At 26.6% G+C, this 24318-nt stretch carries 22 protein-coding genes, 2 tRNA genes and 1 other RNA gene; 3 read left to right on the plus strand and 22 right to left on the minus strand.

Annotated features, from left to right (window positions below):
• The 17 genes from ACTTA5_RS06600 to ACTTA5_RS06680 all read right to left on the minus strand — a co-directional run.
• Positions 1-323: hypothetical protein (locus ACTTA5_RS06600; protein WP_440648842.1), on the minus strand; the 323-nt coding region annotated here is incomplete at its 3' end.
• Positions 316-990 (minus strand): cell division protein FtsQ/DivIB, encoded by a 675-nt coding sequence (locus ACTTA5_RS06605; RefSeq protein ID WP_440648844.1) that lies wholly within the window; start codon positions 988-990, stop codon positions 316-318. The genes ACTTA5_RS06600 and ACTTA5_RS06605, both read right to left, overlap by 8 nt.
• Entirely contained in the window at positions 971-1885 is a 915-nt protein-coding gene (locus tag ACTTA5_RS06610; protein WP_440648846.1) for a D-alanine--D-alanine ligase, read from the minus strand. Before ACTTA5_RS06610 ends, ACTTA5_RS06605 begins: the two co-directional genes overlap by 20 nt.
• 1 nt (position 1886) lies before the next feature.
• On the minus strand, positions 1887-2792 hold the full coding sequence (gene murB, locus ACTTA5_RS06615) for a UDP-N-acetylmuramate dehydrogenase (RefSeq protein WP_440648848.1): 906 nt from the start codon (positions 2790-2792) through the stop codon (positions 1887-1889).
• Positions 2792-4186, minus strand: a complete 1395-nt coding sequence (murC, locus tag ACTTA5_RS06620; protein WP_440648850.1) for a UDP-N-acetylmuramate--L-alanine ligase — start codon at positions 4184-4186, stop codon at positions 2792-2794. The genes murB and murC overlap by 1 nt, the downstream gene beginning before the upstream one ends.
• A complete protein-coding gene (locus ACTTA5_RS06625) occupies positions 4176-5243 on the minus strand; it encodes a UDP-N-acetylglucosamine--N-acetylmuramyl-(pentapeptide) pyrophosphoryl-undecaprenol N-acetylglucosamine transferase (protein WP_440648852.1) in 1068 nt (355 codons plus the stop codon). Before ACTTA5_RS06625 ends, murC begins: the two co-directional genes overlap by 11 nt.
• Before the next feature lie 3 nt (positions 5244-5246).
• Positions 5247-6365 (minus strand): FtsW/RodA/SpoVE family cell cycle protein, encoded by a 1119-nt coding sequence (locus ACTTA5_RS06630; RefSeq protein ID WP_440648854.1) that lies wholly within the window; start codon positions 6363-6365, stop codon positions 5247-5249.
• Complete coding sequence (murD, locus tag ACTTA5_RS06635) at positions 6355-7638, minus strand: UDP-N-acetylmuramoyl-L-alanine--D-glutamate ligase (protein WP_440648856.1); 1284 nt, start codon at positions 7636-7638, stop codon at positions 6355-6357. The genes ACTTA5_RS06630 and murD overlap by 11 nt, the downstream gene beginning before the upstream one ends.
• Entirely contained in the window at positions 7638-8723 is a 1086-nt protein-coding gene (gene mraY, locus ACTTA5_RS06640) for a phospho-N-acetylmuramoyl-pentapeptide-transferase (RefSeq protein WP_440648858.1), read from the minus strand. The genes murD and mraY overlap by 1 nt, the downstream gene beginning before the upstream one ends.
• Positions 8724-11567 carry a UDP-N-acetylmuramoyl-L-alanyl-D-glutamate--2,6-diaminopimelate ligase gene (locus ACTTA5_RS06645; protein ID WP_440648860.1) on the minus strand — a complete coding sequence of 948 codons (2844 nt, stop codon included), beginning with the start codon at positions 11565-11567 and terminating at the stop codon, positions 8724-8726.
• 2 nt (positions 11568-11569) lie between these two features.
• Positions 11570-13261 carry a peptidoglycan D,D-transpeptidase FtsI family protein gene (locus ACTTA5_RS06650; RefSeq protein WP_440648862.1) on the minus strand — a complete coding sequence of 564 codons (1692 nt, stop codon included), beginning with the start codon at positions 13259-13261 and terminating at the stop codon, positions 11570-11572.
• Positions 13258-13566, minus strand: coding sequence for a cell division protein FtsL (locus ACTTA5_RS06655; RefSeq protein ID WP_440648864.1), 309 nt, complete (start codon positions 13564-13566; stop codon positions 13258-13260). The genes ACTTA5_RS06650 and ACTTA5_RS06655 overlap by 4 nt, the downstream gene beginning before the upstream one ends.
• The gene (gene rsmH, locus ACTTA5_RS06660) at positions 13563-14573 is read right to left on the minus strand and encodes a 16S rRNA (cytosine(1402)-N(4))-methyltransferase RsmH (RefSeq protein WP_440648866.1); all 1011 of its coding nucleotides are present in this window, start codon (positions 14571-14573) and stop codon (positions 13563-13565) included. The genes ACTTA5_RS06655 and rsmH overlap by 4 nt, the downstream gene beginning before the upstream one ends.
• An 18-nt stretch (positions 14574-14591) precedes the next feature.
• On the minus strand, positions 14592-16067 hold the full coding sequence (gene ftsZ, locus ACTTA5_RS06665; RefSeq protein ID WP_440648868.1) for a cell division protein FtsZ: 1476 nt from the start codon (positions 16065-16067) through the stop codon (positions 14592-14594).
• A gap of 1 nt (position 16068) precedes the next feature.
• Positions 16069-16536 carry a division/cell wall cluster transcriptional repressor MraZ gene (gene mraZ / locus ACTTA5_RS06670; RefSeq protein ID WP_440648870.1) on the minus strand — a complete coding sequence of 156 codons (468 nt, stop codon included), beginning with the start codon at positions 16534-16536 and terminating at the stop codon, positions 16069-16071.
• A gap of 264 nt (positions 16537-16800) precedes the next feature.
• Positions 16801-17155: RNase P RNA component class A (gene rnpB / locus ACTTA5_RS06675), an RNA gene on the minus strand.
• A gap of 41 nt (positions 17156-17196) precedes the next feature.
• A complete protein-coding gene (locus ACTTA5_RS06680) occupies positions 17197-17928 on the minus strand; it encodes an N-acetylmuramoyl-L-alanine amidase (protein WP_440648872.1) in 732 nt (243 codons plus the stop codon).
• Between the two features lie 104 nt (positions 17929-18032).
• Here ACTTA5_RS06680 and ACTTA5_RS06685 point away from each other — a divergent pair, with 104 nt between their 5' ends.
• From ACTTA5_RS06685 to ACTTA5_RS06695, 3 genes are read left to right on the plus strand one after another with little or no spacing between them, the layout of a single operon-like run.
• On the plus strand, positions 18033-18839 hold the full coding sequence (locus ACTTA5_RS06685) for an MlaA family lipoprotein (RefSeq protein ID WP_440648874.1): 807 nt from the start codon (positions 18033-18035) through the stop codon (positions 18837-18839).
• Between the two features lie 17 nt (positions 18840-18856).
• Positions 18857-19441 (plus strand): MlaC/ttg2D family ABC transporter substrate-binding protein, encoded by a 585-nt coding sequence (locus tag ACTTA5_RS06690; protein ID WP_440648876.1) that lies wholly within the window; start codon positions 18857-18859, stop codon positions 19439-19441.
• A gap of 6 nt (positions 19442-19447) precedes the next feature.
• Entirely contained in the window at positions 19448-19918 is a 471-nt protein-coding gene (locus ACTTA5_RS06695) for a hypothetical protein (protein ID WP_440648878.1), read from the plus strand.
• A gap of 3 nt (positions 19919-19921) precedes the next feature.
• On the opposite strand, the gene ACTTA5_RS06700 is transcribed toward ACTTA5_RS06695, so the two are convergent.
• The 5 genes from ACTTA5_RS06700 to ACTTA5_RS06720 form a co-directional block, all read right to left on the minus strand.
• Positions 19922-19998: transfer RNA gene (locus tag ACTTA5_RS06700), tRNA-Ile, on the minus strand.
• A gap of 58 nt (positions 19999-20056) precedes the next feature.
• A tRNA-Val gene (locus tag ACTTA5_RS06705) sits at positions 20057-20131 on the minus strand.
• Between the two features lie 3 nt (positions 20132-20134).
• Positions 20135-21958: an RNA polymerase sigma factor RpoD gene (rpoD, locus tag ACTTA5_RS06710; RefSeq protein WP_440648880.1), complete on the minus strand. Its 1824-nt coding sequence runs from the start codon at positions 21956-21958 to the stop codon at positions 20135-20137.
• A gap of 65 nt (positions 21959-22023) precedes the next feature.
• Positions 22024-23799 (minus strand): DNA primase, encoded by a 1776-nt coding sequence (gene dnaG, locus ACTTA5_RS06715; protein ID WP_440648882.1) that lies wholly within the window; start codon positions 23797-23799, stop codon positions 22024-22026.
• Complete coding sequence (locus ACTTA5_RS06720; RefSeq protein WP_075506325.1) at positions 23799-24260, minus strand: GatB/YqeY domain-containing protein; 462 nt, start codon at positions 24258-24260, stop codon at positions 23799-23801. Before ACTTA5_RS06720 ends, dnaG begins: the two co-directional genes overlap by 1 nt.
• Positions 24261-24318 lie beyond the last annotated feature (58 nt).

Below are 24318 nucleotides of genomic sequence, written 5' to 3' on the forward strand. Positions count from 1 at the left end.
TCTGTAAGCATACTTTTTAATATTATGGGTGTAATTTCTCCAGTATAATTTTTTTTCTTTATACTTACGTTTGATATAAGAATTGATTTATTTTCGATTACTACATTTATATTGTTTATAAAATTTCCAGCTAATTTTTCAATTTTAAAAATATTGTTTTCTAAAAATTCATTTAAAAGATTAAAATCTAATTTTTCTGAAATATCTTTAAATATAAATTCTTCCTGATAAATGTTTTTATGATTTTTGATATCTAATAAAAATATTTCAAACTTTCCATGGGAAATAATTAAGTTGGTTTCAAAATCAATTTCTTTATTCATTTAAAATTATTATTTGATTTTTTATTCTAGCATCTAAAATTTCTTTATTTTCTAATTTAATATTTTTCAAAAAAATTGATATTTTATCTAAAGTTTTTTTTTCAATTTTCTCAGGTAATTTAATTAATAAATTGTTAGTAAATTTTAAATCCCATCTATTAGATTTAAAATAATACAGAGATTCTATTTGTGAATAAACAATATTTGATTGATCAATAATGTTCTTTAATTCGAATAACTCATTAATCTCTGGACTCCCAAATATGTAGGGTAATTGTATATTTGAAATATCATTATCTGATAGTTTGCCATTGTTACCTAATAAATAAAACTTTCCATTTTTACTGATCCTAGCGATAAAATTTGTTTTTTTAATATTAATATCAATTGAATGAGGATATTTTTTTATAACGTTATACTCTTCAACTAATGAATTTGATTCAATTTTATTTTGAAGTTTTTTTTTATTTATAAAAAAAATATTTTTTAAATTTAGATTATTTAAATTATAAAGTAATTTTTTTTGATCATTTCCCTCTAAACCGAAAATATTTATATTTTTTACTTTTTCTAATTTTAAATTATTTATTGAATTATTATTTATCGAACCTACTAAAATAAATAAAAAAAAGTAAATTAAGATTTTTTTACTTTTTCTTTGATGCATCTTTTAAAATCCATTCAATTAATTTTAAAAAGCTTATCCCCTTATAAGAAGCTATTTCTGGAACAAGAGATAATTTAGTCATACCTGGTTGAGTATTAATTTCTAACAAATAAAATTTACCCTTATAATATTTAAAATCTGAACGTGTTACACTGGAACAACCAATGATCTTGTGCGCTTTATGCGCAATATTTAATACTTGATTTAATTTTTTATTTGGTAAATCAACAGGTATTATATGTTTAGTTCTTGCATTTGTGTTGTACTTTGCTTGATAATCATAGAAAGCTCTTTTGGGTTTTAATTCAATTGCTCCTAGTTTTTTATTACCCAAAATTGCTATTTGAATTTCCCTACCGCCAATAAATTCCTCAATCATAATTTTTTTGTAACCATTTAATGATTTAACTTTTTGTATTAGATTAGATTTATTACAAATAAAAACATTAACGCTAGAACCTTCATTTAAAGGTTTTATCACAACTGGAAATTTAAGTTTTGACTTAATTTTTTTTATCAATTCAGATGATTTATAATCATAATTATAAACAAAAAATTTTGGTGTAATAATTTTGTTTTTTAAAAAAAATTTTTTTGAAATTTCTTTATCCATTGCTATTGATGAAGAAACAACACCGGAATGGGTGTAAGGAATTTTAAATTTCTCTAAAATACTTTGGATATATCCATCCTCTCCAAATTGACCATGCAATGCATTAAAAATTATATCAGGTTTAAATTTTTTGATATTTAAAGATAAAGATTTATCTGGCTCAGAAATCTGAATTTTATATCCATTTTTTTTCAGCTCTTGGGCAACCTGTTTACCTGTATCAAGACTTATTAATCTCTCTTTTGATATTCCACCCGAAAGTATTAGTATTTTTTTTTTCAATTTATTCTAAAATTTTAATTTCAGTCTCTAACTTTACACCTGTCTTTTCAAAGACATTGTTTGAGACATATTCGATCAAATTCTTCATATCTTTAAATTTAGCATTACCTTTATTTACAAAAAAATTACAGTGTTTTTCTGAAATGTATGCATCACCAAAAGAAATATCTAATGGAACAGACTCTTTGATTAGTTCCCAAACCTTTTTTTTAGATTGATCTAAAGGGTTTTTAAAAGTACTCCCACTGGTTTTAATTCTTGTTGGTTGTGCTTTTTCCTTTTTTTCTTTCAAAAAATTCATTTCATTTTGAATTAATTCTTTTTCTTTCTTAAAACCTTTAAAGGAGGCACTTAAAAAAATAAGGTCATCAGATAAACCGCTATCTCTGTATTTAAAATTTATATCTTTTGCAGGTACAGTTATTACCTGGCCAGATTTGGTAATCGCTTGAATCGAAACAATAATATCTTTAAATTCTCTATTAAAACAGCCAGCATTCATTTTAATTCCACCACCAACTGTACCTGGTATACAAGACAAAAATTCAAAACCACCTAAACTATTTTCTAATGCAAATTCTGATAATGCTTTGTCACTAACAATACTTCCTGCAATAATTATATCATCAGACAGAACTGATAAATTATTAAAATTATTTGCAAGCTTGATCACTACACCATCATATTTATCGTCAGTTATTAATGTGTTTGATCCTCCACCTAAAATAAAAATATTTTCTTTATTTTCTATAATTTTTAAAAATTTGATTAAATCTTTTAAATTATCTGCTTTGAAATAAATTTTTGCTTTACCGCCAATATTAAACCAATTTTTTTTTTTTAAATCACAGTCTAGCTTTAGGTTTTTGCTAAACTCTTCTGACAGTTCTTTCAAATTAGTTTTCATTATAAATATTTAGGTAATTCTCTCATCCAGCTTGAAATTGAACCAGCACCCATACCAATGACAATTTTTTTTCCATAAATATTACTTTTTACATATTTTGCTAATTGCAATTGATCTTCGATCATTAATAGTTCAACCCTCGAATTTTTGATAATTTGTTTTGCAAAACTAAGATAACTAAATCCGAGTTTCATTTTTTCACCAGCATTATAAATTGGAAATAAAATTACTTTATCAGCATCTCTAAAAGCGAAACTAAACTCTTTTTTTAAATCTTTTACTCTTGATATTCTATGGGGTTGAAAAATACATATCTTCTCATAACCTTTATAAACTTTCATTACCCCATTAAGTACTTCTCTTATCTCGGTTGGGTGATGTGCATAGTCATCAAAAAAATCAACATTATTAAAAGAAAAAATCTTATTAAATCTTCTTTGAACACCTTTAAAATTTTTAAGTCCTTTTTTTATGTCAAATATTGATATTCCAACAGTCAACGATACCGCAAGAGCAGCAACTGCATTTTTAATATTATGATTTCCAAGTAGAGGGATTTTTATATTTTTTAAAAATCGATTTTTTTTATTTGGTAATTTTATTAATAAATCAAACTTTGAAAATTCTTTAAATTGATTTATATTTTTTATAGAAAAGTTTGATTTAGGGTCTTCACCGTATGTATAGAAATTTTTCTTTTTAATATTTTTAATTAGATTTTTATTATTCTTATCATCTAAACAGATAAATGATTTTCCAAAAGATGGAACCTTCTCAACAAAATCAATAAAATATTTATTTAATTTTTTCATCGAATTATAAAAATCCATGTGCTCTCTATCAATGTTAGTTATGATTGAGTAAGTTGGGGGGATAAATATAAAGCTACCATCAGACTCATCTGCTTCCAAGATAGACCAATCACTTTTACCTAATTTTGCTGTATTATTGATTGAATTTATAACTCCTCCATTAATAATCGTCGGGTCTATTTTTGTATTCTGAAAAATTGATGCAATTAAAGAAGTAGTTGTTGTTTTACCGTGAGATCCAACGACAACAATATTTTTAGAAAGAGACACAATGTTTGCTAGCATTTCTCCTCTTTTGTATATTGGTAGACCTTTTGATTTTGCCTCAATTAATTCTGGGTTATTTTTTTTAATTGCAGAAGAAACAACCAGAATTGTAGCCTTATTTATATTCTGTTTTTTATGTCCAAAATAAACTTTGATTTTTTCTTTTCTAATCCTATTAATATTTTTATTATTTGAAATATCACTTCCTTGAACTTTAAAACCTTTTCTCTTCATTATCATTGAAAGGCCACTCATCCCTATCCCACCTATACCAACAAAATGAATAACCTCTGATTTAGCTAATTCAATTTTCATTTAAAATTTCCAATAAATTTTGATTAACATTATTCCAAGTATTTTGATAATTTAATTTTTTTAAATTTTCTTTTTTTGCAACATAATCTTCATCTTTAATTGATATTTTCAACAATAATTCTTCAAATTTCTTTTTATCAAATTTTTTTTGATCAATTATCCAGCAACAATTTTTATCATAATAATATTTAGCATTTTCATATTGATGATTATCCTTGGAACCAGGAAGTGGCACAGCGATAAAAGGAATATTCATTAATGCCATTTCAGCTAAGCTTGAAGCGCCTGACCTTGATATACATAAATCAGATTGTTTCATGAGTTCATTTAAATTTTGATCAAAACTAAAAACATTGCTTTCTATATTATTAATTTTATAAAAATTTTTTAAATAGTTTATGTTTTTTTCACTAGTTTGATGGATTACATTAATTAAGCAAGATTTTGAGACTCTCAAAATTGATTCATTAATAAGTGTATCAAAAATTTTAGCTCCTTGACTACCTCCAATAATCATAATGGTAAATAACTTTACATCCTTTTTATATAAATCCGGTTCATAATATTTTTTTCTTATAAAGGGTTTTGAAATTTTTTTTTGATTTTCAAATTTTTTTGGATAATTTTTTAAGTTTTTTGAATAACAAATTAATTTTTTAGAAAAATTTAAAAAGAATTTATTTGCTCTTCCTAAAACCATATTTGGTTCAATTAAAATAATTTTAATATTTAAAATTTTTGCTGCTAAACATAAAGGTAAGGACATGTACCCACCTGTTGAAATTAAGTAAGAAATTTTTTCTTTTTTTAATATTTTTACAGAATTAATTGTTAATATTAAGACTTTAAATAATTTAAAAGGAAAAAGTATTAAGCTATTAAACTTTGGTGTATCTATTAAAATAGATCTATAATTATTTTTTTCTAAATATCTTAATCCTCTAGAATCTGTTGAAATTATTGTGTCATATTTTTCTTTTAAATGGTCATGAATTGTAATTGCAGGAATGACATGTCCTCCAGAACCTCCAGTGGAAATTAATATTTTTTCTCTCACCTATTATATTTTTCTTTTTGTTAAGTTTAAAATTATACCTGTCAATATTGAGGTACTTACAATTGAAGAGCCACCATAACTCAAAAAAGGTAATGTCATTCCAGTTGTTGGAAATAATCTTATATTAACTCCAATATGAATTGTGGCCTGCATAAGAATTAAACTTACTGATCCTATTAGAATAAGTTTATTTTGCTCCTCTGTTTCAAAACTTATTTTTTTAAAAACCATATAAATTAGGACTAAAAACAAAATTAAGATTATAATTATGGCAATCACACCAAACTCTTCAGAAATTACAGAAATAATATAATCAGTATGCGCCTCTGGTACTCTATTTTTTAGTGTTCCTTCTCCTATCCCTTTTCCAAAAAAACCTCCACTTGTTATTGACTCTATTGCTTTATCTGATTGAAAATTATGAGTACCTGTTTCTTTATCAAAAAATGAAAAAATTCTAGCTTTAATATAATTAAATTTTGGTATGTAAATAATCATATAAGACAACAAGATTAATCCAATAGAAGAGATAGAGAGCAAAAAATATAAATTAATACCTGAGCAAAATATCAAAACAGCCCATGAAAAAACTACTAATAATGTTTGGCCAATGTCTGGCTGAATTATCAGTAGCAAAGAAACTAAAGTCATTAAAATTGTTGATGCTAAATATTTGAATAAAATATTGGTTTCATTTTTACATAAAATAATTGCAAAAATTACAATCAAAAAAGGTTTCACTATTTCTATGGGTTGAAATCTTGGTAAAAAAAACAAATCAATCCATCTCCTTGATCCCTTAACTTCTACACCAATTATAGGTACTAATAACAAAGAGAGTAATGAAATAAAAAATAGAATTATTGAAAATTTATACAATTTATCTTGATTTAAAGATGAAAAAATAAAAATTAAAATTACTCCGATAATTACATAAATTAAATGTTTAAAAAAAAAGAAATAATTGTTGGTATCTAATTTGTCTGAAGCTATGAGTGATGTTGATACTAAAGAGAAAAAAAGTCCAATAGTGAATAAAATGCTAACTAAAAACAATATAGGTTTGTCTATATTTTTCCACCACTGGTAATAAAATTTATAAATTATGCTATTACTTTGCATATATTAATTTTTTCACTATTTTGTTGAAGTAATTGCCTCTATCTTCAAAATTTTTAAAACTATCAAATGATGCACCAGCAGGACTAAAAAAAATTATATTTTTTTTAATTTCTTGATCTTTTATCTCTAAGAAAATTGAACGTAAGGTTTCGTTTAAAGTTTTATATTTTTTAACCTTTAATTTATCTCTCAAAACTTTATGAAACTTATTTCGATATGAACCAAAAATATACGCTTTGATATTTTTACATTTTATTTTAGATAATTTGAACTTATCGTTTTTTTTTGGTATTCCTCCCAAAATCCAATAAACATCATTCAAATTATTTAATATATTTTCTGAAGAAGCGAAGCTTGTTGATTTAGAATCGTTAATTATTGTTAAATTTTTTTTATCAAATACAATTTGTTGTCTATAATCAAGTCCCTTAAAATTATTAATTGTTTGGATTAATCTTTTCTTAGAAAGTTTCAACTTACGTGCAATTTCAAAAATAAATGAGAGGTTTTCTCTATTACCGTCGGAAGCAAAGTATTTATTGCTAATCTTATTAATTATGTTTTTCAAATTTGAGATATCAACTTTATAAATTTTTGACTTAAATTTATTTTTTTTAATTTTTTTAGAAATTAATGAATCACTTTTTTTAACGTACGCAAAATTTCCCTTAACTTGTGACTCGATTAATTTAAATTTTGCATTAACGTAATTTTTTAGGTTCTTATGTCTTTCAATGTGATCTGCTGAAATATTTAGAATTAAACTAAATTTTGATCTAAAAATCTTTGAATAATCTAACTGATACGACGAGGCTTCAATCACAAAAATCGTTTTTTTCGTTATTTTTTTCTCTGCAAGCGCTGGATTTCCTATGTTCCCAATCAATCGAGCATCTTTTTTTTGATCAACCAAAGCATCATGTAGTATTTTTGCTGTGGTTGATTTTCCGTTAGTACCTGTTATTGTTATGCTCAGATTATCATAAAAAGAGTACAAAACATCAAGATCTGTATAAATTTTTTGTAAATTTTTTTTCAAGAACGTAGATAATTTACATTTTGAAATATCTATTCCTGGACTAATAATAATTACATCAAAACTTATTTCTGAAATTTTATTTAAACTAACTAATTTTTTATTTATTTTTGAATTGTCATCAAAAAGATAAACATCTGCTTTTTTTTTTAAAAATTTATATGAAGATATTCCACTTTTGCCTAATCCATATATTAATATTTTTTTTTTTAAAAAAATATTTTTTTTATTTTTCATTATCTTAATTTCAACGTAGCAAGTCCTATCATTGCTAAAATTATTGAGATAATCCAAAATCTAATAACTACAGTGGACTCGGGCCAACCTTTTTTCTCAAAATGATGATGTATGGGAGCCATTCTAAAAATTCTTTTTCCTGTAAGTTTAAATGAAATTACCTGAACCATTACAGAGACTGCTTCTAAAACGAAAAGACCTCCCGTTATTGCTAGAACAATCTCGTGTTTTGTTATAATACCTACAGCTCCTAGTGAACCACCTAAAGATAAAGAGCCTGTGTCTCCCATAAAAATTTTAGCTGGTGGAGCATTAAACCATAAAAACCCTAAGCAAGCTCCAATAATTGCTCCACAGAAAATTGCAACTTCACCTGTACCTTCAATATAAGGAATTTGTAAATAATTTGAAAAAACAACATTTCCAGTTACATAGCTTATAAATGCAAAACAAGCTGCAACCAATATTACTGGTACTGTTGCTAAACCATCTAGACCATCTGTAAGATTTACAGCATTAGAAGAACCTATTATTACAAATACAGCAAAAGGTATAAAAAACCATCCAAGATTAATTATTAAATTTTTAAAAAAAGGAAAATATAAATTATTTAAATCTTGATAATCGTTCAAATAGACAAACAAACTTACTCCTAATAACGCTAATATAATCTGTGCGATTATTTTAAACTTTGATGAAATACCAGAGGAATTACTTTGCTTAATTTTTTTATAATCATCAAATGCACCAAGTAATCCAAATGAAATAGCAATGTATAAACAAAATAAAATATTATTATTTGATAAATCTGCCCATAAAATAACTGAAATTATTAGGCCAAATAAAATAATAATTCCACCCATTGTTGGAGTTCCAATTTTTTTAACTATGTGATCTTCAGGTCCATCATCTCTAATGGGATTAAAAATTTTTTGATTTGAAAAAAATTTTATAAAAGGACCACCAATTAACAAAACTATTACTAATGACGTAAAAAAGGATAAACCAGTTCTGAAAGTTAAATATTTGAAGACGTTTAAAAATCCGAAATTATCAACAAAATTTAATAGAAACTGGTATATCATTTAATTTAAACCTTTTATTTCATTAACTATCTTATTGAAACCTGTCGCAAGTGAGGCTTTAATCATTAAATAATCATTATTTTTAATATCATTTCTAATCAAATCATCGATCTCAGAATTGTTATTTAATATTTTACCTTTTTTACTATTCGATATTTTTTTAAATATCAAAGAAGCCATTTTTCCTTTTACAAAAACCTTATCTATTTTAGTTTGATTTATTAATGGAGCAATAGATTCATGAAGTTTTTTAGAATAACTACCAAGCTCCAACATATCTCCAAGCAACAAATATTTTTTAGAATTTTTTGATTTTATTTTATCGAAATTTTTAATAGCAGAACTTAATGATAGTGGATTTGAGTTATAACTTTGATCAATTAAATTTATTTTTTTATTATTTATTTTTATTAATGAATGATCCCCTCTTCCATCAGGAATTTTGAAATTTAAAAAAATATTTTGATTTAAATTAAATATATTTAAATTATCACTGATAACAGCTAATGCAGATAGAATATTATAAATATTATTTTGATAGTCATCACTGATTATAAAATGTTTAGTTTTATTCATAAATCTAATTTTAATTTTAAAATTTTTTCCAAACGATTTAATATCTATTAACTTAACATCTGCTCTTTTACTTTTGATACCAAATGAAATTAATTTAAGATTTTTCTTTTTAGAAATTTGCCTATGAAGTTTAAAAAATTTATCATCTGCATTTAAGATAATAGAACCATTTAATTTAATATTATTAATAATCTCTGATTTTGCTAAGGCAATCTCTTTAATATTTTTAAAATTTTTTGCATGTGCATAATTTATATTTGTAATAACACCAACATTTGGCTCAATTATTTTTGTTAGATAATCAATTTCACCTTTTTTGTCCATTCCTACTTCTAAAACTCCATATTGATCATTTTCTTTAATATTAAGAAGACTTAAAGGAACTCCAAATTTATTGTTATAAGACTTTGGTGATATACTTGTAATTGAAATTTTTCCCAAAACACTTCCCAATAATTCTTTGAGTGTAGTCTTTCCACAACTACCCGTGATAGCTATAATGTTAGTGCTTATATTTTTTCTGTATACTTTTGAAACATTTGTTAAAAATTTTAAGGTGTTTTTAACTTTTATCTGACGTTTATCATCTAGATTATTTTGAATTTTATTTACAATTGCTAATGATGCTTTTTTCTTAAATGACTGTGAAACAAATTTATTTCCATCATTTACTTTTCCTTTAATAGCAAAAAAAACATCGTTTTTTCGTACTTCATTAGAATTAATACTCACATTATTTATAGAAATAGACTTCGGTAATTTTTGAGTGTTAGAAAGTTCTGTGATTATATTTATTTTTAATTGATCAGACAAATTTTCGTTTTTCAATTTGATTTCGGTTAGAATTTTTATTCTATCGGAAAATTTGATTTTCTTTTTTCCAATTTCCTGTGTGTTTTCGTGCCCTTTTCCTGCGACTAATAAAATATCTCCACTTTTTAAATTTTTAATAGCTTCTGATATTGCTTTTCCTCTATTAGAAATTTCTGTAATTTTCTTAGCATTGATACCTTTTTTAATATCTTTTCTTATATTCACTGGGTTTTCATAACGAGGGTTATCATCTGTTAGATAGATATTATCTGCATAAATACTGGCTATTTTACCCATTTTCATCCTTTTGTTTTGGTCTCTATTCCCCCCACAACCAAATAAAAGGTTTAACTTTTTATCGGGAAATTGCTCCTTAATATTTAAAAGACAAACTTTTAAAGCATCAGGAGTATGTGCATAATCAAGAATAACAATTGAATTATTTTTAATTTTTCCAATTTTTTCTAGTCTACCTTCAACTGGCTTTAATTTTGGTAAGACTTTTAAAATATTTTCAAAATTTAAATTACTTTTTTGTGCTGCAATTGCAGCCATCAAAATATTCTTGATTTGAATTTTACCTATTAAATTTAAATTAATTTCCTTAATTAAATTTTTATGTTTAAATTTGATTAGTTGATTTTCATTATCATATCTGTGAGATAATATTTCAAAGTTACTTTTCTTTTCATTTATTGCTGATAATTTTAATTTTTTCTTTAAAGAGATTTTCTTGATTATTTTATATTGAGGTATATTTTTATCTGTAATTATATTTCCTTTTTTTTCTATTAAATTCTCAAATAAATAAAGTTTTGCTTTTAAATAATTTTTTAAATTTTTGTGAAAATCAAGATGATCTTGTGATAAATTTGTAAAAATTCCAGATTTAAAGTTTAATCCATCTAATCTATATTGTGTTAATCCATGACTAGAAGCTTCCATGATAACATTATCAACTTTTTCTTTTTTTAATTTTTGTAAGATCTGACCTAATCTAATAGGATCAGTTGTTGTATTAAATAAATTTAAATTTATATTTTTTGATTTAACCCCTAGTGTTCCAATTGAAGCAACCTTTTTTTTATTTAATTTCATTATTTGAAAATAAAATTCAGCAACTGAAGATTTTCCATTAGTTCCTGTAACAGCTACTAAATTTTTTGGTATTTTGTTGTAAATTTTAAATGAGACTTCTGCTAATAATTTTCTTATATTTTTTGTTCTTATAAACAAAATTCCATCACGAAAATTTTTAATTTTTTGTTCTGTTACAATTATTTTAGAACCTTTTTCTATAGCTTTAGAAATGAATTTATTTCCATCGATATCATTTCCTTTAATTGCAAAAAAAATATTATTTTTTTTTAATGATCTAGTATTAAAAGAAATGCCTGAAAAAAATAATTTTTTATAATTTTTGTGGATCCCGTCAAAATAATTTCCAAGTAACATCACTATTTAACCTGTATATATTTTGTGGCTAAAATAGGCCCAATTTTATCAATTACTTTGCCTGCTACCTCTACTGATGTCCACCCAGCTGTATTATAAAGTGTTCCCTTCCATCCACCTTTTCTATGCCTATACTTATAATAGTAATCTTTTGATTTTTTGGGTGTATCTAACATCACAACAAATACAAATTGTGGATTTGATGTTGGAAATACCGAACTAAAAGTATTTATTTTTGCCTCTGAATATTTTCCTCCGTCTGGTTGATCGGCTGTACCTGTTTTGCCTCCAATTTCATAATTTTGAACATCTGCAAATCTAGCAGTACCCTCCTCTGTATTAACAATTTTTCTTAAAGCATTAACAACTTGTTCTGAAATTCCTTTAATAATTATTCTTTTGTCCTTATTTTTTGTATTATCTTCCTTAAAAACCAATGTTGGTTTTACATCGTAGCCACCATTAGACAAAATAGCATATCCTTTGGCTAGTTGAAGAATGGTTGTTGCTACTCCATGACCAAAAGAGGCTGTTGCCAATCTACATTTTCCAAAATCATAATCAATTTGAGGTGCTACTTCTTCAATGTCAAAATTAATCTGAGTCAATACTCCAATATCCTCTAAAAAAGATTTAAATTTTTCTGGGCCAACTTTTTGAGCAATTCGAACAGATCCTATGTTTCCAGATCTAACTAAAATTTGCTCAGCAGTTAAATCTGAAGGTATTTCATTATCATATTCTCCAATCCTGTATCGGTCACACTTAATTGATTTTGGTAAATCTAAAAATTCAGTTTCTGGTTCAATTAATTTCTCATTTAAAGCACTTGCAAAAGTAAAAACTTTAAAAACTGAACCAAGTTCATATGTTCCTTTTGTTACTCTATTAATAAAATTTACATCTGATATATTTTTTCTCTCATTTGGATTAAAATCAGGTAATGAAACTAAAGAGAGTATATTGCCATTATTAACATCCATTAAAATCGCTGCACTTCCTTTGCTTTTAAAAATTTCCTGATATTTTAATAATTCTTTTCTAATCAAAAATTGAATATCTTTATCAACAGTTAATTTAATTGGGTCTCTAGATGATCTAAGATTTTCATTTAAAGATTTTTCCAACCCGGAAATACCATTATTATCATTATCTATTTGTCCTAAAATATGACTAAAAAGATTTTTCTGAGGATACATTCTAAGCACTTTTTCCTCAGGGATAAGAGATTTGTCTCCCAACTTCATAAGTTGTTCATATTTTTCCTCAGAAATTTTTTTTTCTAAATAAAAAAACTTTTTCTTTTCTATTTTTTTTTCAATTTCATTAAAATCTTTGTCTGGGAAAATAATTTTTAGACTTAACAGTAATTTTTCTTTATTAATTATGTCTGAAGTTTTGAGACCAACATCAATAGACTTAACCGTTTTTGCTAAATAATTTCCATTAATATCTAAAATATCTGCTCTATAAAGATCACTACTGAAAGCAAGTGTGTTGTTTGTATTTTCAATTATTGTCTCTCGAGACCCTAAATGAATTAAATGTATTGTGTATATTGAATAAATAACAAAAAAGACAAAAAAAATAAAAGCAACTCGATTAAATTGAATATTTAATCCAGTATTGTTTTTTTTATAAACAAAATCATTTTTGTGATCTTCAATTGTTAATCTTTCTTTAAAATTGCTCATTTTTCCGTAGTTATTTTATAATTCTCCAATTTATTTACATTATCTGAAATATTATAAATTTTAATGTCTTCTATTTTTTTTTGAACTAATTGATCTTCAAAATATAAAGATTGATATTCCAATAATTTTTCAGCAGAACTTAGATAATCATATTCCAACTGAATATTTTCTAAATCTGATTTTAAAAGTCTTACGCTTTCTTTATAAGCAAATATTTTATCTTCAATTTTTTTTGTAGTATTTTTGATAATTGCTGTAGTTAAAACTAAAATTATAATTGTTAATGCTAGTAATAATTTTTTCAAAGTTTATCTCCAAACTTTTCAATTTCTAAAAAATTTTTAAATTTTTCCTCTATATCTGTGTCAAAATTAAAGAAATCACTTTTCTTTATTGCATATCTGAGTTTTGCAGATCTCGAAGGTGGGTTTTCTTTTATCTCAAGTTCAGATGGAACAATTGGTTTTTTTTGACTTAAATTAAAAAGAGTTTCTTTTTGTTCAGTTTGAGGTGTGTATCTTGAAATACTTTTATTTTGAGAAAGGCTTTTTAAAAAATATTTTACAATTTTATCTTCCAAAGAGTGAAACGTAACAACTGCTAAAACACCTCCCTTTTTTAGTACTTTTGTAGCATTTATCAGTCCAAAAATTAATTCACTAATTTCTTTATTTACAAAAATTCTAAGAGCTTGAAAAACTTTAGTTGAATTATGTACTTTAAAATTTTTTCTTATTTTTGATTTATCAACAATTTTAATTAAACCCTGTGTATCAATTTTCTTATTTAATCTTTCTTTTACAATATTTTTAGAAATATATTTTGCATCTTTTTCATCTCCAAAGTATTTAAAAATTTTCTCCAACTCTTTTGCATCAAGTTTATTTATAGCGTCAGCAGCTGAATAGTTGTTTAAACCCAATTGCATATTTAAATCTGACATTGAGTTGAACGATAATCCTTTTTTTGGATCTTTCATTTGTGTTAATGAATATCCGAGATCAAAAATAACACCTTTTATAATTTCGTTTTTAATTTTTAAATTTGTTAATTGACTAAATTTTAAATTTTTGAAAATAAATCTATCTTTAAAATTTTCTAAAATTGAGTTTGCAGCTTTTTGACTTTCAATATCCCTATCAAGCCCTATTACTTTTGTATTTTCAAACTCTAATATTTTTTTTGAATATCCACCTTGACCAAATGTACAGTCTATAAATGTGCCACCATGTTGAGGGGTGATAACGCTAATAATTTCTTCTAGCAGTACGGGATAATGTTTTTGTACATCCGGTACTATGGTGGCTTCCATTTATTTCTTTGAAGACCATTAATTTTTTTGTCTTCTTAGGAAAGCAGGAATTTCAAGATCGTCTTCATCTTCTTGATCCTCTGAATTTAGCAAATCTGAAGGTGAAGAGTTTTCACTTTCTGAGCTAAATAAATCTGGTGAATCTGAATCTACACCAAACTCCTTGAGATCATTTGATGGCTCTTCTTGAACATTTTCATCATGATTTTTTTCTTCAAATGTTTCTACTGCTTCTTGAGTAAACGATTTTTCCATTTCATTTACAGTGCTGTCTTCGACAATGTTTTCAGATACTACACTGTTTTCTGAGGCGAAATTTTCGTTCATTATATTATTTTCTACACTTACTTGTTCTTGTTCTTGAACCATCTCATTCTCAACCTTAAGAGCGTTAGCACCATGAGTAATTGGGCTTGATGAGTTTGAAAAATTAAATGCTGGAGAACCCATATTTGAAAAATCAGAGTAACCTGGATTACGATTTTGTATTCTGTGCACCATATTTACTACTGATTTAGATTCAGGTTGTTGTCCATCTAGTGAAGTTGCAACAATTGAAACTCTCATTTTTCCGTCTAAGTCAGCATCTGTTATTGCTCCTATAATTAACTCAGCTTCTGGATCAACTTCTGCTCTTACTTTGTTAACTGCTTCATCAACTTCAAAAAGTTTTAAGTCTTTACCACCAGTAATATTTACTAGTAACCCTTTAGCACCCTTTAAAGTATAATCATCAATTAATGGATTACTAATCGCCATCTCTGCAGCTTTAAGTGCTCTACCTTCACCTTCAGCTTCTCCAGTTCCCATCATTGCTTTGCCCATTGAAGCCATTACAGTTTCAACATCTGCAAAATCTAAATTAATTAATCCAGGTCTTACCATTAAATCTGTAATACTCTGAACTCCATGCATCAAAACATTATTTGAAAGATTAAAAGACTCTTCAAAAGTTGTTTGTTCATTTGCAATTTTAAATAGGTTTTGGTTTGGAATTACAATAATAGTATCCACATGTTTTCTTAATTCTTCCAATCCTTGTTGTGCTCTCCGCATTCTAGAGGGGCCTTCATATAAAAATGGAAGAGTCACAACACCTACAGTTAATATATTTAATTCTTTAGCAGCTCTAGCGATGACATGAGCAGCACCAGTGCCCGTTCCACCACCCATACCAGCTGCAATGAAAACCATATTTGCACCTTGAAGTGTATTTACAATTTCATTTAAAGATTCATCGGCAGCCGCTTGTCCTATATCTAATTTTGCACCTGCACCTAAACCCTTCGTTAAATTTAAACCAATTTGAATTCTAGTTTTTGCTTTGCTTAACTTTAAATCTTGAGCATCTGTATTTACAGCAATAAACTCTACTCCCTGAAGTTTATTATCAATCATTTCATTTATTGCGTTTCCTCCAGCTCCACCTACTCCTAAAACTAAAAGTCGTGGCTGAAGTTCTTTTATCTCTGGTGCTTTAAAGTTAATTGTCATCTTATTTCCCCTCGTTGTTGTTTAAATGTTTTTCCCATTTAAGACTTGCTCGATTTAAATTTGCTTTTTTTCTTGCTGATGTCTTAAATTTTTCAAAAGCTGCTGGTTCCCAAATTTGAAAAGTTTGACCTTGACCAACAAACAACATGCTTTTTTTAATTTTTGCATGTTTTAATAATTTTGATGAAAGAGAAATTCTACCTTCACTATCAAACTGTAAATTAGTGCTTTCGGCTAATATTGATGTTGCAAAATAATCTCTTTTTTCCTCAAAAGGATTTAAAGAGTCTATCGCAGAGGAAATTTTTTCAATTCTGTCTTGAGAGCATGCTTCTATCGAGGAATTATTGAAAGATGGATAACAAATTACTCCATTATAACCTAAATTGGACAAGTGAGATCTGAAGCTAGCAGGCACAGATACTCTCCCCTTTTTGTCTAATTTGTTCTCGTAAGTAGATAAAAACATAAATTTTTAATTTTATAAATTCCATAAATGGGAATATATGGGAATATATGGGTATTTAAAAAGATAGTCAAATGCTGATTCTCTGCTTAATTAAAGTCATTTTAAGAGGAAAATTCTAAGTAATGATTTGAAATTGATGAGTTCTTACGTTTATTTAGTTGCTGAAATAAAAAGGAAACTTATTCGAGCTCTGTTTAAATATATACTTCTAGCTATAAAAATAATTTTATAGATATTTAATTTTTTTGTTCTTTTCAAATGTGAGTTGCCAGATAAACTATAAGCCGGGTTCTGTCATTTAAACCTATCATTTGTCTAGGCTTAAGATCACTCTTAAGCTCAAGCAACTAACCCTGATGACTAGCCAAGGACGGCTTTTAGTTTTGCAACAATGTCATCTCTACTTAGTTTTGCTCCCAGTGGGGTTTTCCAGCGTTCATTGTTACCAAAAGAACCGGTGTGCTCTTACCACACCTTTTCACCCTTGCCATGTTATGGCGGTTTATTTTCTGTGGCACTATCCCTAGGGTTTCCCCCGCCAGGCATTACCTGGCACTGTGTCCTTGTAGAGCCCGGACTTTCCTCTTTAAAATATTAAAGCGATAAGTCATTTATCTGGCAAGGTGAACTTATAATTAAACTTAAAAATTACAAGATAATTTAACTAAGCTTTTTTGTTAGGTTTTCACTAATTAATAAACATTCTTTATCAATTTTCCCATCTATCAATTCTTGTCTAAATCTTCGTTGAAATGCAACTGTTATATTTTTAATATATTTATTATTATTTATTTTCGAGTGCTTAGGATATCCAATTTTATGAAGATTATTTATAAATTTTATTTTTAATAGTTTGCTTAATTTTAATTTTCTATAAAGTTTAATTTCATTTGATCTTAACTCATGCCAAATACCTATCTTATTTTTTGATAAAAATTCCCACGGAAATTTTTCTCCTGGATCTTTTTTTCTGTCTGGTGCAATATCCGAATGACCTAGTATAGATTTTGGATTAATTTTATATTTTTTAATAATATATTTTGTTAATTTAATTACAGAATAAATTTGTTTTTTTGAAAATTTTTTATATTTAAACTCATGGCCAGGATTATTTATTTCAATTCCAATAGAATTTTTATTTAAAGATTTAAATTTTTTCCAATTAGAAACACCTGCATGCCAGGCAATATATGAGTCTGGCACCATTCTTAAAATTTCTCCATTATTTTTTATAAAGTAATGACAACTTACTTTGGATTTAATATCTAATAATTTATTAATAGCATTTTTCTCATTTTTCATTCCTGTATAATGAAAAATAATGAAATTAATTTCATCTAAACTTCTTTTTTTTGAATCAAAGTTAGGTGAATAATTTGGATTTATTTTCATGCTCAATTTGGGGTCTATTTTCACCAATTATTAAACACTTTATCGACATTTTTCTAATTTAAAAATTACTTTATTATAAAAATTTATATAATATAAGTTTGGCAATGCTTAAAAAAATATTAATAATCTCTGTTCTAGTTTTCCTACAAGGATTGAATGCCTATGCTGGATCAGATGGAGAAGCCGCTTTAAACAAAAAGAAAACTGAGCAAATAACAAAAACTAGAGACTGCTTTGAAAAGTTAAATAGAGTAACTTTTTCATTTAACCAAGGTCTTGATAAAACATTATTAAAACCTATTGCTGAAGGATATAGAAAACTACCAGAAGGAGTACAAACAGGTACAAGTAATGCAGTAAGAAATTTATCTAACTTAATAACAATACCAAATAATGTTTTACAAGGTGATGTTAAAACTGCATTTGTTAATACAGGTAGGTTGTTAGTAAACAGTACCATTGGAATTTTAGGAGTAGTGGATGTTGCTAATAAAATAGGATTTCCAAGATATGAAAGAGAAGATTACGGCCAAACGTTAGGTAAATGGGGATTTGGACCTGGTTGTTACCTTGTTCTTCCGGTTCTAGGGCCATCTACAGTCAGGGACACTACAGGATCATTTGTAAATGTGTTAGGTGGAGACCCTTGGTATAACGTTTCTAGTCATGGCAATAATGAATTTTTAAGTGAAGGAGTTTATTTGGCATCAAAAGGTATAAGTGGTATCGAGTTTAGGGCAAACAATATAGAGTCACTTGAAAACCTTGAAAAAAATTCAATAGATTTTTATGCTTCTATAAGAAGTTTATATTTACAAGACAGAGAAAATAAAATTAAAAACCTTCAAAGAGGAAACTTAGAAATAATCTTTGAAGATGATAATGGCTGGGAAGAAATCGAAAACAAATAACAAATTATTCCAATAAAATGAAAAAAATATTTATATTATTGGTCCTGTTTAGTCTTAACTTAACAAATAGTTTTTCAATAGAAGCTGACGTTTTTGTTCAGTCAACTGTAAATAGGGCCGCTGAAACTCTAAGTGGTGGTCTAACAAAAGAGGAAAGGATGGATGAATTGAAATCAATAGCTTTAGATACGGTTGATATAAGAGGTATAGGCTTCTATTCACTTGGAGCACATAGAAAAAGTGCATCAGATGAACAAAAAAAAGAATATGAAAAAGTATTTACTGAATATTTTTTACAAAGTTTCTCAAGCAGATTAGCGGAATATTCTAATCCAATTATAAACGTAGACTCAAAGAAAAAAATAAATGAAAATTATACTATAGTCTCAAGTACTCTCGCTGCAACTGATAAGAGACCGGCTGTCAAAATAGATTGGAGAATTTATACAAAAAATAAGGAACAACCACTTATCAGAGACCTTATTATTGAAGGATTAAGTTTAGCAAGAACTCAGAAGGAGGAATTTAATTCAATTATCCTTAGTGCTGACGGTGATATCAATGCATTGATTTCAAAATTAAGGAATTTTTCAAACAGCTAATAAATTTTGAATATTTCAACTAAATCTGTACTTTTAATTTCAGCCTTAACTTCTTCATTTTTTTTAATCTATTCATCATACAAAGGGACAATTTTATACTTTGTTAACGAAGCATTAGAAGATACTTTTGTGGGTGGAAGTACATCTGATATTTCAATTTACCTGTGGTTTACTATTTCTGGAATTTTAATACTCTTAACTCTCATGTTTCTTTTTTTTTTAAAAATAAAAGATTTAAAAAGTCAAAAGATAATTGTTAAGGGTTTAACAGTTTTTTGGATTACAATTTCAATATTTTTAATACTTATAAATTTATCAAATTTTTGGATTTCGTTGATTACTTTAACTGTTGGTGTTCTTTCATTTTTAGCTACAAAAAATCTCAAAAAAATAATAATTGCTGAATTAAATAAAAAAGGGTTAACGGATAAAGAAATACACCTTTTGCAGAAATTAGCAGGTATATCAAAAGATTAAGTATGGTGGGCCCGCCAGGACTCGAACCTGGGACCAATACATTATGAGTGTACTGCTCTAACCAACTGAGCTACAGGCCCAAAACAATAGTTAGTTATATCATTTTCATTAACTTATCAATTAAAGATAAGTGAATAATGGTGGGCCGTGTTGGTTACGCTCCAACTACCCCTGCAATGTCAATGCAGTACTCTACTATTGAGCTAACGGCCCAATCTAACTTTCTAAGAAACTTTTTAGTTGTTTAGATCTACTTGGGTGCTTTAATTTTCTAAGAGCCTTGGCCTCGATCTGCCTAATTCTTTCTCTTGTTACAGAAAACTGTAAACCTACTTCCTCTAAAGTGTGATCGGTATTCATACCTACACCAAATCTCATTCTTAATACTCTTTCCTCTCTTGGGGTTAAGGTAGATAGAATTTTTGTAGTCGCCTCTCCAAGGTTAGATTTAATTGCTTGCTCTAATGGAGCTAAAGCTTTTGTATCTTCTATAAAGTCTCCTAAACTACTATCTTCTTCGTCACCAACTGGTTTCTCAAGAGAAACTGGTTCTTTAGAAATTTTTAATACCTTTCTAACTTTGTCTAACGGCATTCTTAATTTTTGTGCCAACTCTTCTGGAGTAGCTTCTCTTCCAAACTCACTAAGTATTAATCTTTGAGTTCTGACAATTTTGTTTATAGTTTCAATCATATGAACAGGTATACGAATTGTTCTTGCTTGATCTGCAATTGATCTAGTAATTGCTTGTCTAATCCACCAAGTTGCATAAGTAGAAAATTTATATCCCCTTCTGTACTCAAACTTATCAACTGCTTTCATTAATCCAATGTTACCTTCTTGGATTAGATCTAAAAACTGTAATCCTCTATTTGTGTATTTTTTAGCTATTGAAATTACTAATCTAAGATTAGCTTCAACCATTTCCTTTTTGGCTATTCTTGATTCTTTTTCACCCTTTTGAACTCTACTTACTAATTTTTTGAAATCAGTTACTGAAATTCCTAATTTGTGACTTATTTCAATAAGTCTTTCTCTAATATTTTTAAATTCATCTTTATTTTTAGCAAAAAATTGTTTCCAAACTAAATTAGTATCTAAAAACTTTTTAAGATTAGGATTAATCTCGTTTCCTACATAAAACTTTATAAATTCGTTTCTTGGTATTTTTTGATCCATTGCAAGTCTTAAAAGATTTCCTTCTAAAGAAATTATTTTTTTATTCTCAACATAATGTTTTTGAACAAGTTCTTCTAAAACAGAAGGAGATAATTGAAGTGATTTAATATTTTCTAAAATATCATTTACAATTTTTTCATAGCCTTTTTCTTTCGCAGGTGTAAAATTCTGTGAATTTAAGACACAATCTAACTTTTCTTTCTGATACTTAATTAGTTTTGTATATTCTTTGGTTAATGTATTAACTGTTTTTAATACTTTAGGTTTAATTTCTGTTTCCATTGCAGCAAGAGTAGGATTGAAATCGTCATCTTCATCTGAAGAACCATCTTCTTTATCTGTTTCACCAGCATTTTTTTGTTTAGCACTTGGTCCTGTTGACTCATCTTCCATATAGTTTGTGTCGATATCTATAATTTCTCTAACTAATATTTCATCTTTTTGAAGTTTGTCATTCCACTCAAAGAATTGTTGTGCTGTTATTGGACTTTGTGATAATGCAATTAACATTACATCCTTTCCAGCCTCTATTCTTTTTGCAATTGCAATTTCACCTTCTCTTGAAAGTAACTCAACACCTCCCATTTCTCGAAGATACATTCTGATAGGGTCGTCACTTTTTTCGATTGTTTTGCCTTCTTCCTTATTTGAGTTTTCTTTTTTTCTTAGTACTTTAAAATCTGATTTTTTTTCAACTAATGAAATATTTTCATCTAAGATATGGATAAAAGCTTGAGCAAGATTTTCGTCTGACAAATTTCTTTTACCTAAAGATTTGCTTAATTCTTCGTAAGTTATAAAGCCTCTATGGGTTCCTCGACCCATTAGTCTAGCAAATGATTTTGTAATAATTCTTTCCACAGCGATAATGTTGAAAGTCCTATATAATGTCAAATCTGTAAAAATCCATTACAAATTTGTCCAGATTAATTGAGATTCTGCTTTTTTTTGAGCTCTTTTAGCTCATTAAATGTGCTCTCACTCATATCGACTGAGAACTTCGATTCTAACTCTTGAATTCTAAACTCAAGATCATAATTCATTAAATCTCGTGAAATATCTTCAAGCAATTCTATGATTTTCAGTTCATCTTCAGAATTGTTTTTTAAAATATATTTTATTGGTGCAAATTTATTTATTTTTTCAATTATCTGACTATCCAAATTTAAGTCCTGAACAGCTATTTGATTTTCAGATTTTAAAATTTCAATTATTTGATTAAAGATTTTTTTGTTAACTTCAGTAAATAATTTAATATTTTCAATTAAATGAATATTTGATTGCATTAAATTTAAATTATTAATTATCAAATAAATTAAGGAAAATTCTTTAAGCTCAACTCCAGATAAAGATTGGCTTTCGATAAAATACTTCTTGGTAGCATCTAAAGATTTGGTTGGTTTTTTATAAGATATTTTATTTTTTTGATTTGAATGAGGCGTTAATTCTGCAATTTTCTCTAAAAAATATTCTAATACATATTTTTTTATATAATCATCCTTAATAGTGTTTGCTACCTGTCTTAATCTTTTTTCAAAAATAGCCATGGAAGAAGGGTTATTTTCAGTTTGTTTTTTATAATGACTAAAAATAAATTGATGAATTGATAACTTAGATTGTTTTGTAAATTCTATGAAATTAGCTTTACCATTTTTATTTACATAACTATCAGGGTCTTCTTTATTTGGTAAAAATAGGAATGAAATTTGTTTTTCCGGTTTTAATTCTTTAATTGAATTTTCTGCAGCTCTTAATGCTGCTTTATAACCACTTTCATCACCATCGAAGCAAATAATGATATCATCAAAGAATTGATTAAGTATCAAAATCTGTTTGTCAGTTAGTGAGGTACCAAGATTTGCTACAGCATTATCAATTCCGTTTTTACTTAAACCAACAACATCCATATAGCCTTCAACTAAATAAATATGATCTACTTTGTTTGATAATTTTCTAGCTAAATCTAGATTATATAAGTTTGATCCTTTTTTAAAAAATAAAGTTTCTGGAGAGTTAATATATTTTGCAAGATAATCTAGGTTTTCAATAATTCTTCCACCTAAGGCAATTGGTTGTCCTGTTATGTTGTTAATCGGAAAAATTAATCTTCCTCTAAATCTTTCGACATAAATTTTCTTTTTTTCATCTAAATAAAACAATCCAGTTTCAACTAATGTTTGTTCACTATATTTATTTTTAAATTGCTCGAATATACTTGGATTTTTTTCCACATATCCAATTTTAAATTTTTTTACGTTTTCTTTACTTAAAGATCGATTTTTTAAATATTCTCTAGCATTTGAATGTTGTTCGTTTTTAATTAATTCATTATGGTAAAAATCAACATATTCATTAAAGATTGATTTATATTCATTCCACTTTTTTTCTCTTTCTTCATCTTTTTTTGAAAACAAATAAGGTTGCATGCCAGCTAGTTGCGCCAAATGCTTAACGGCTTCTCCGAACTTTAAATTTTGAGTTTTCATTATAAAATCAAAAATATTCCCATGTTCTGAGGTAGCAAAACAATGATAAAATTCTTTTTCATCATTAACTGTAAATGAAGGTGTTTTTTCATTTTTAAATGGAGATAAACCTACAAATTCTTTACCTCTTTTTTTTAATGAAACTGTTTTTGAAACAACAGTAGATACTTTCAACCGTGTCTTAATTTCATCTAAATACTCTTTGGGGTATTTCATTAACTATTCAATAATTCCTTAATTATTGATCCAGCTTTAGAAAAATCAATTTCATCAGAATGAGATTTCTTTAACTCACCCATTATTTTACCCATATCTTTAATCGAACTAGCACCTAATTTTGAGATTAATTCAGCGCATAATTTTTTTGTGTCCTCTTCACTCATTTGTTTAGGGAGAAAACTAGTTAAAATATCATATTCATTTTGTTCAACTTCTAACAGATCTGTTCTGTTATTTTTTTTATAAATCTCAATAGATTCGGCTCTTTGTTTAACCATTTTTTTAAGAAGCTTTTTAATATCTTCATCATCTGTATCTTTTTTGTTGGGTCCAGAACGATTTGCAATGTCTAAATCCTTAATAGAAGATAAAATTAACCTGTAGGTTGATATTTTATTTTTATCTTTTGATTTTAGAGCATTTTTATATTCGTTTTCGATAGTGTTCTTTAATGACATAATTTTTTTAATCTACTTCAAAGAAAAAATTCTTCAAAAGAAAAATTGTTTTTTTACA

Source organism: Candidatus Pelagibacter sp. HIMB1521 (genome assembly GCF_052047875.1).
Classification (GTDB): Bacteria; Pseudomonadota; Alphaproteobacteria; order Pelagibacterales; family Pelagibacteraceae; genus Pelagibacter.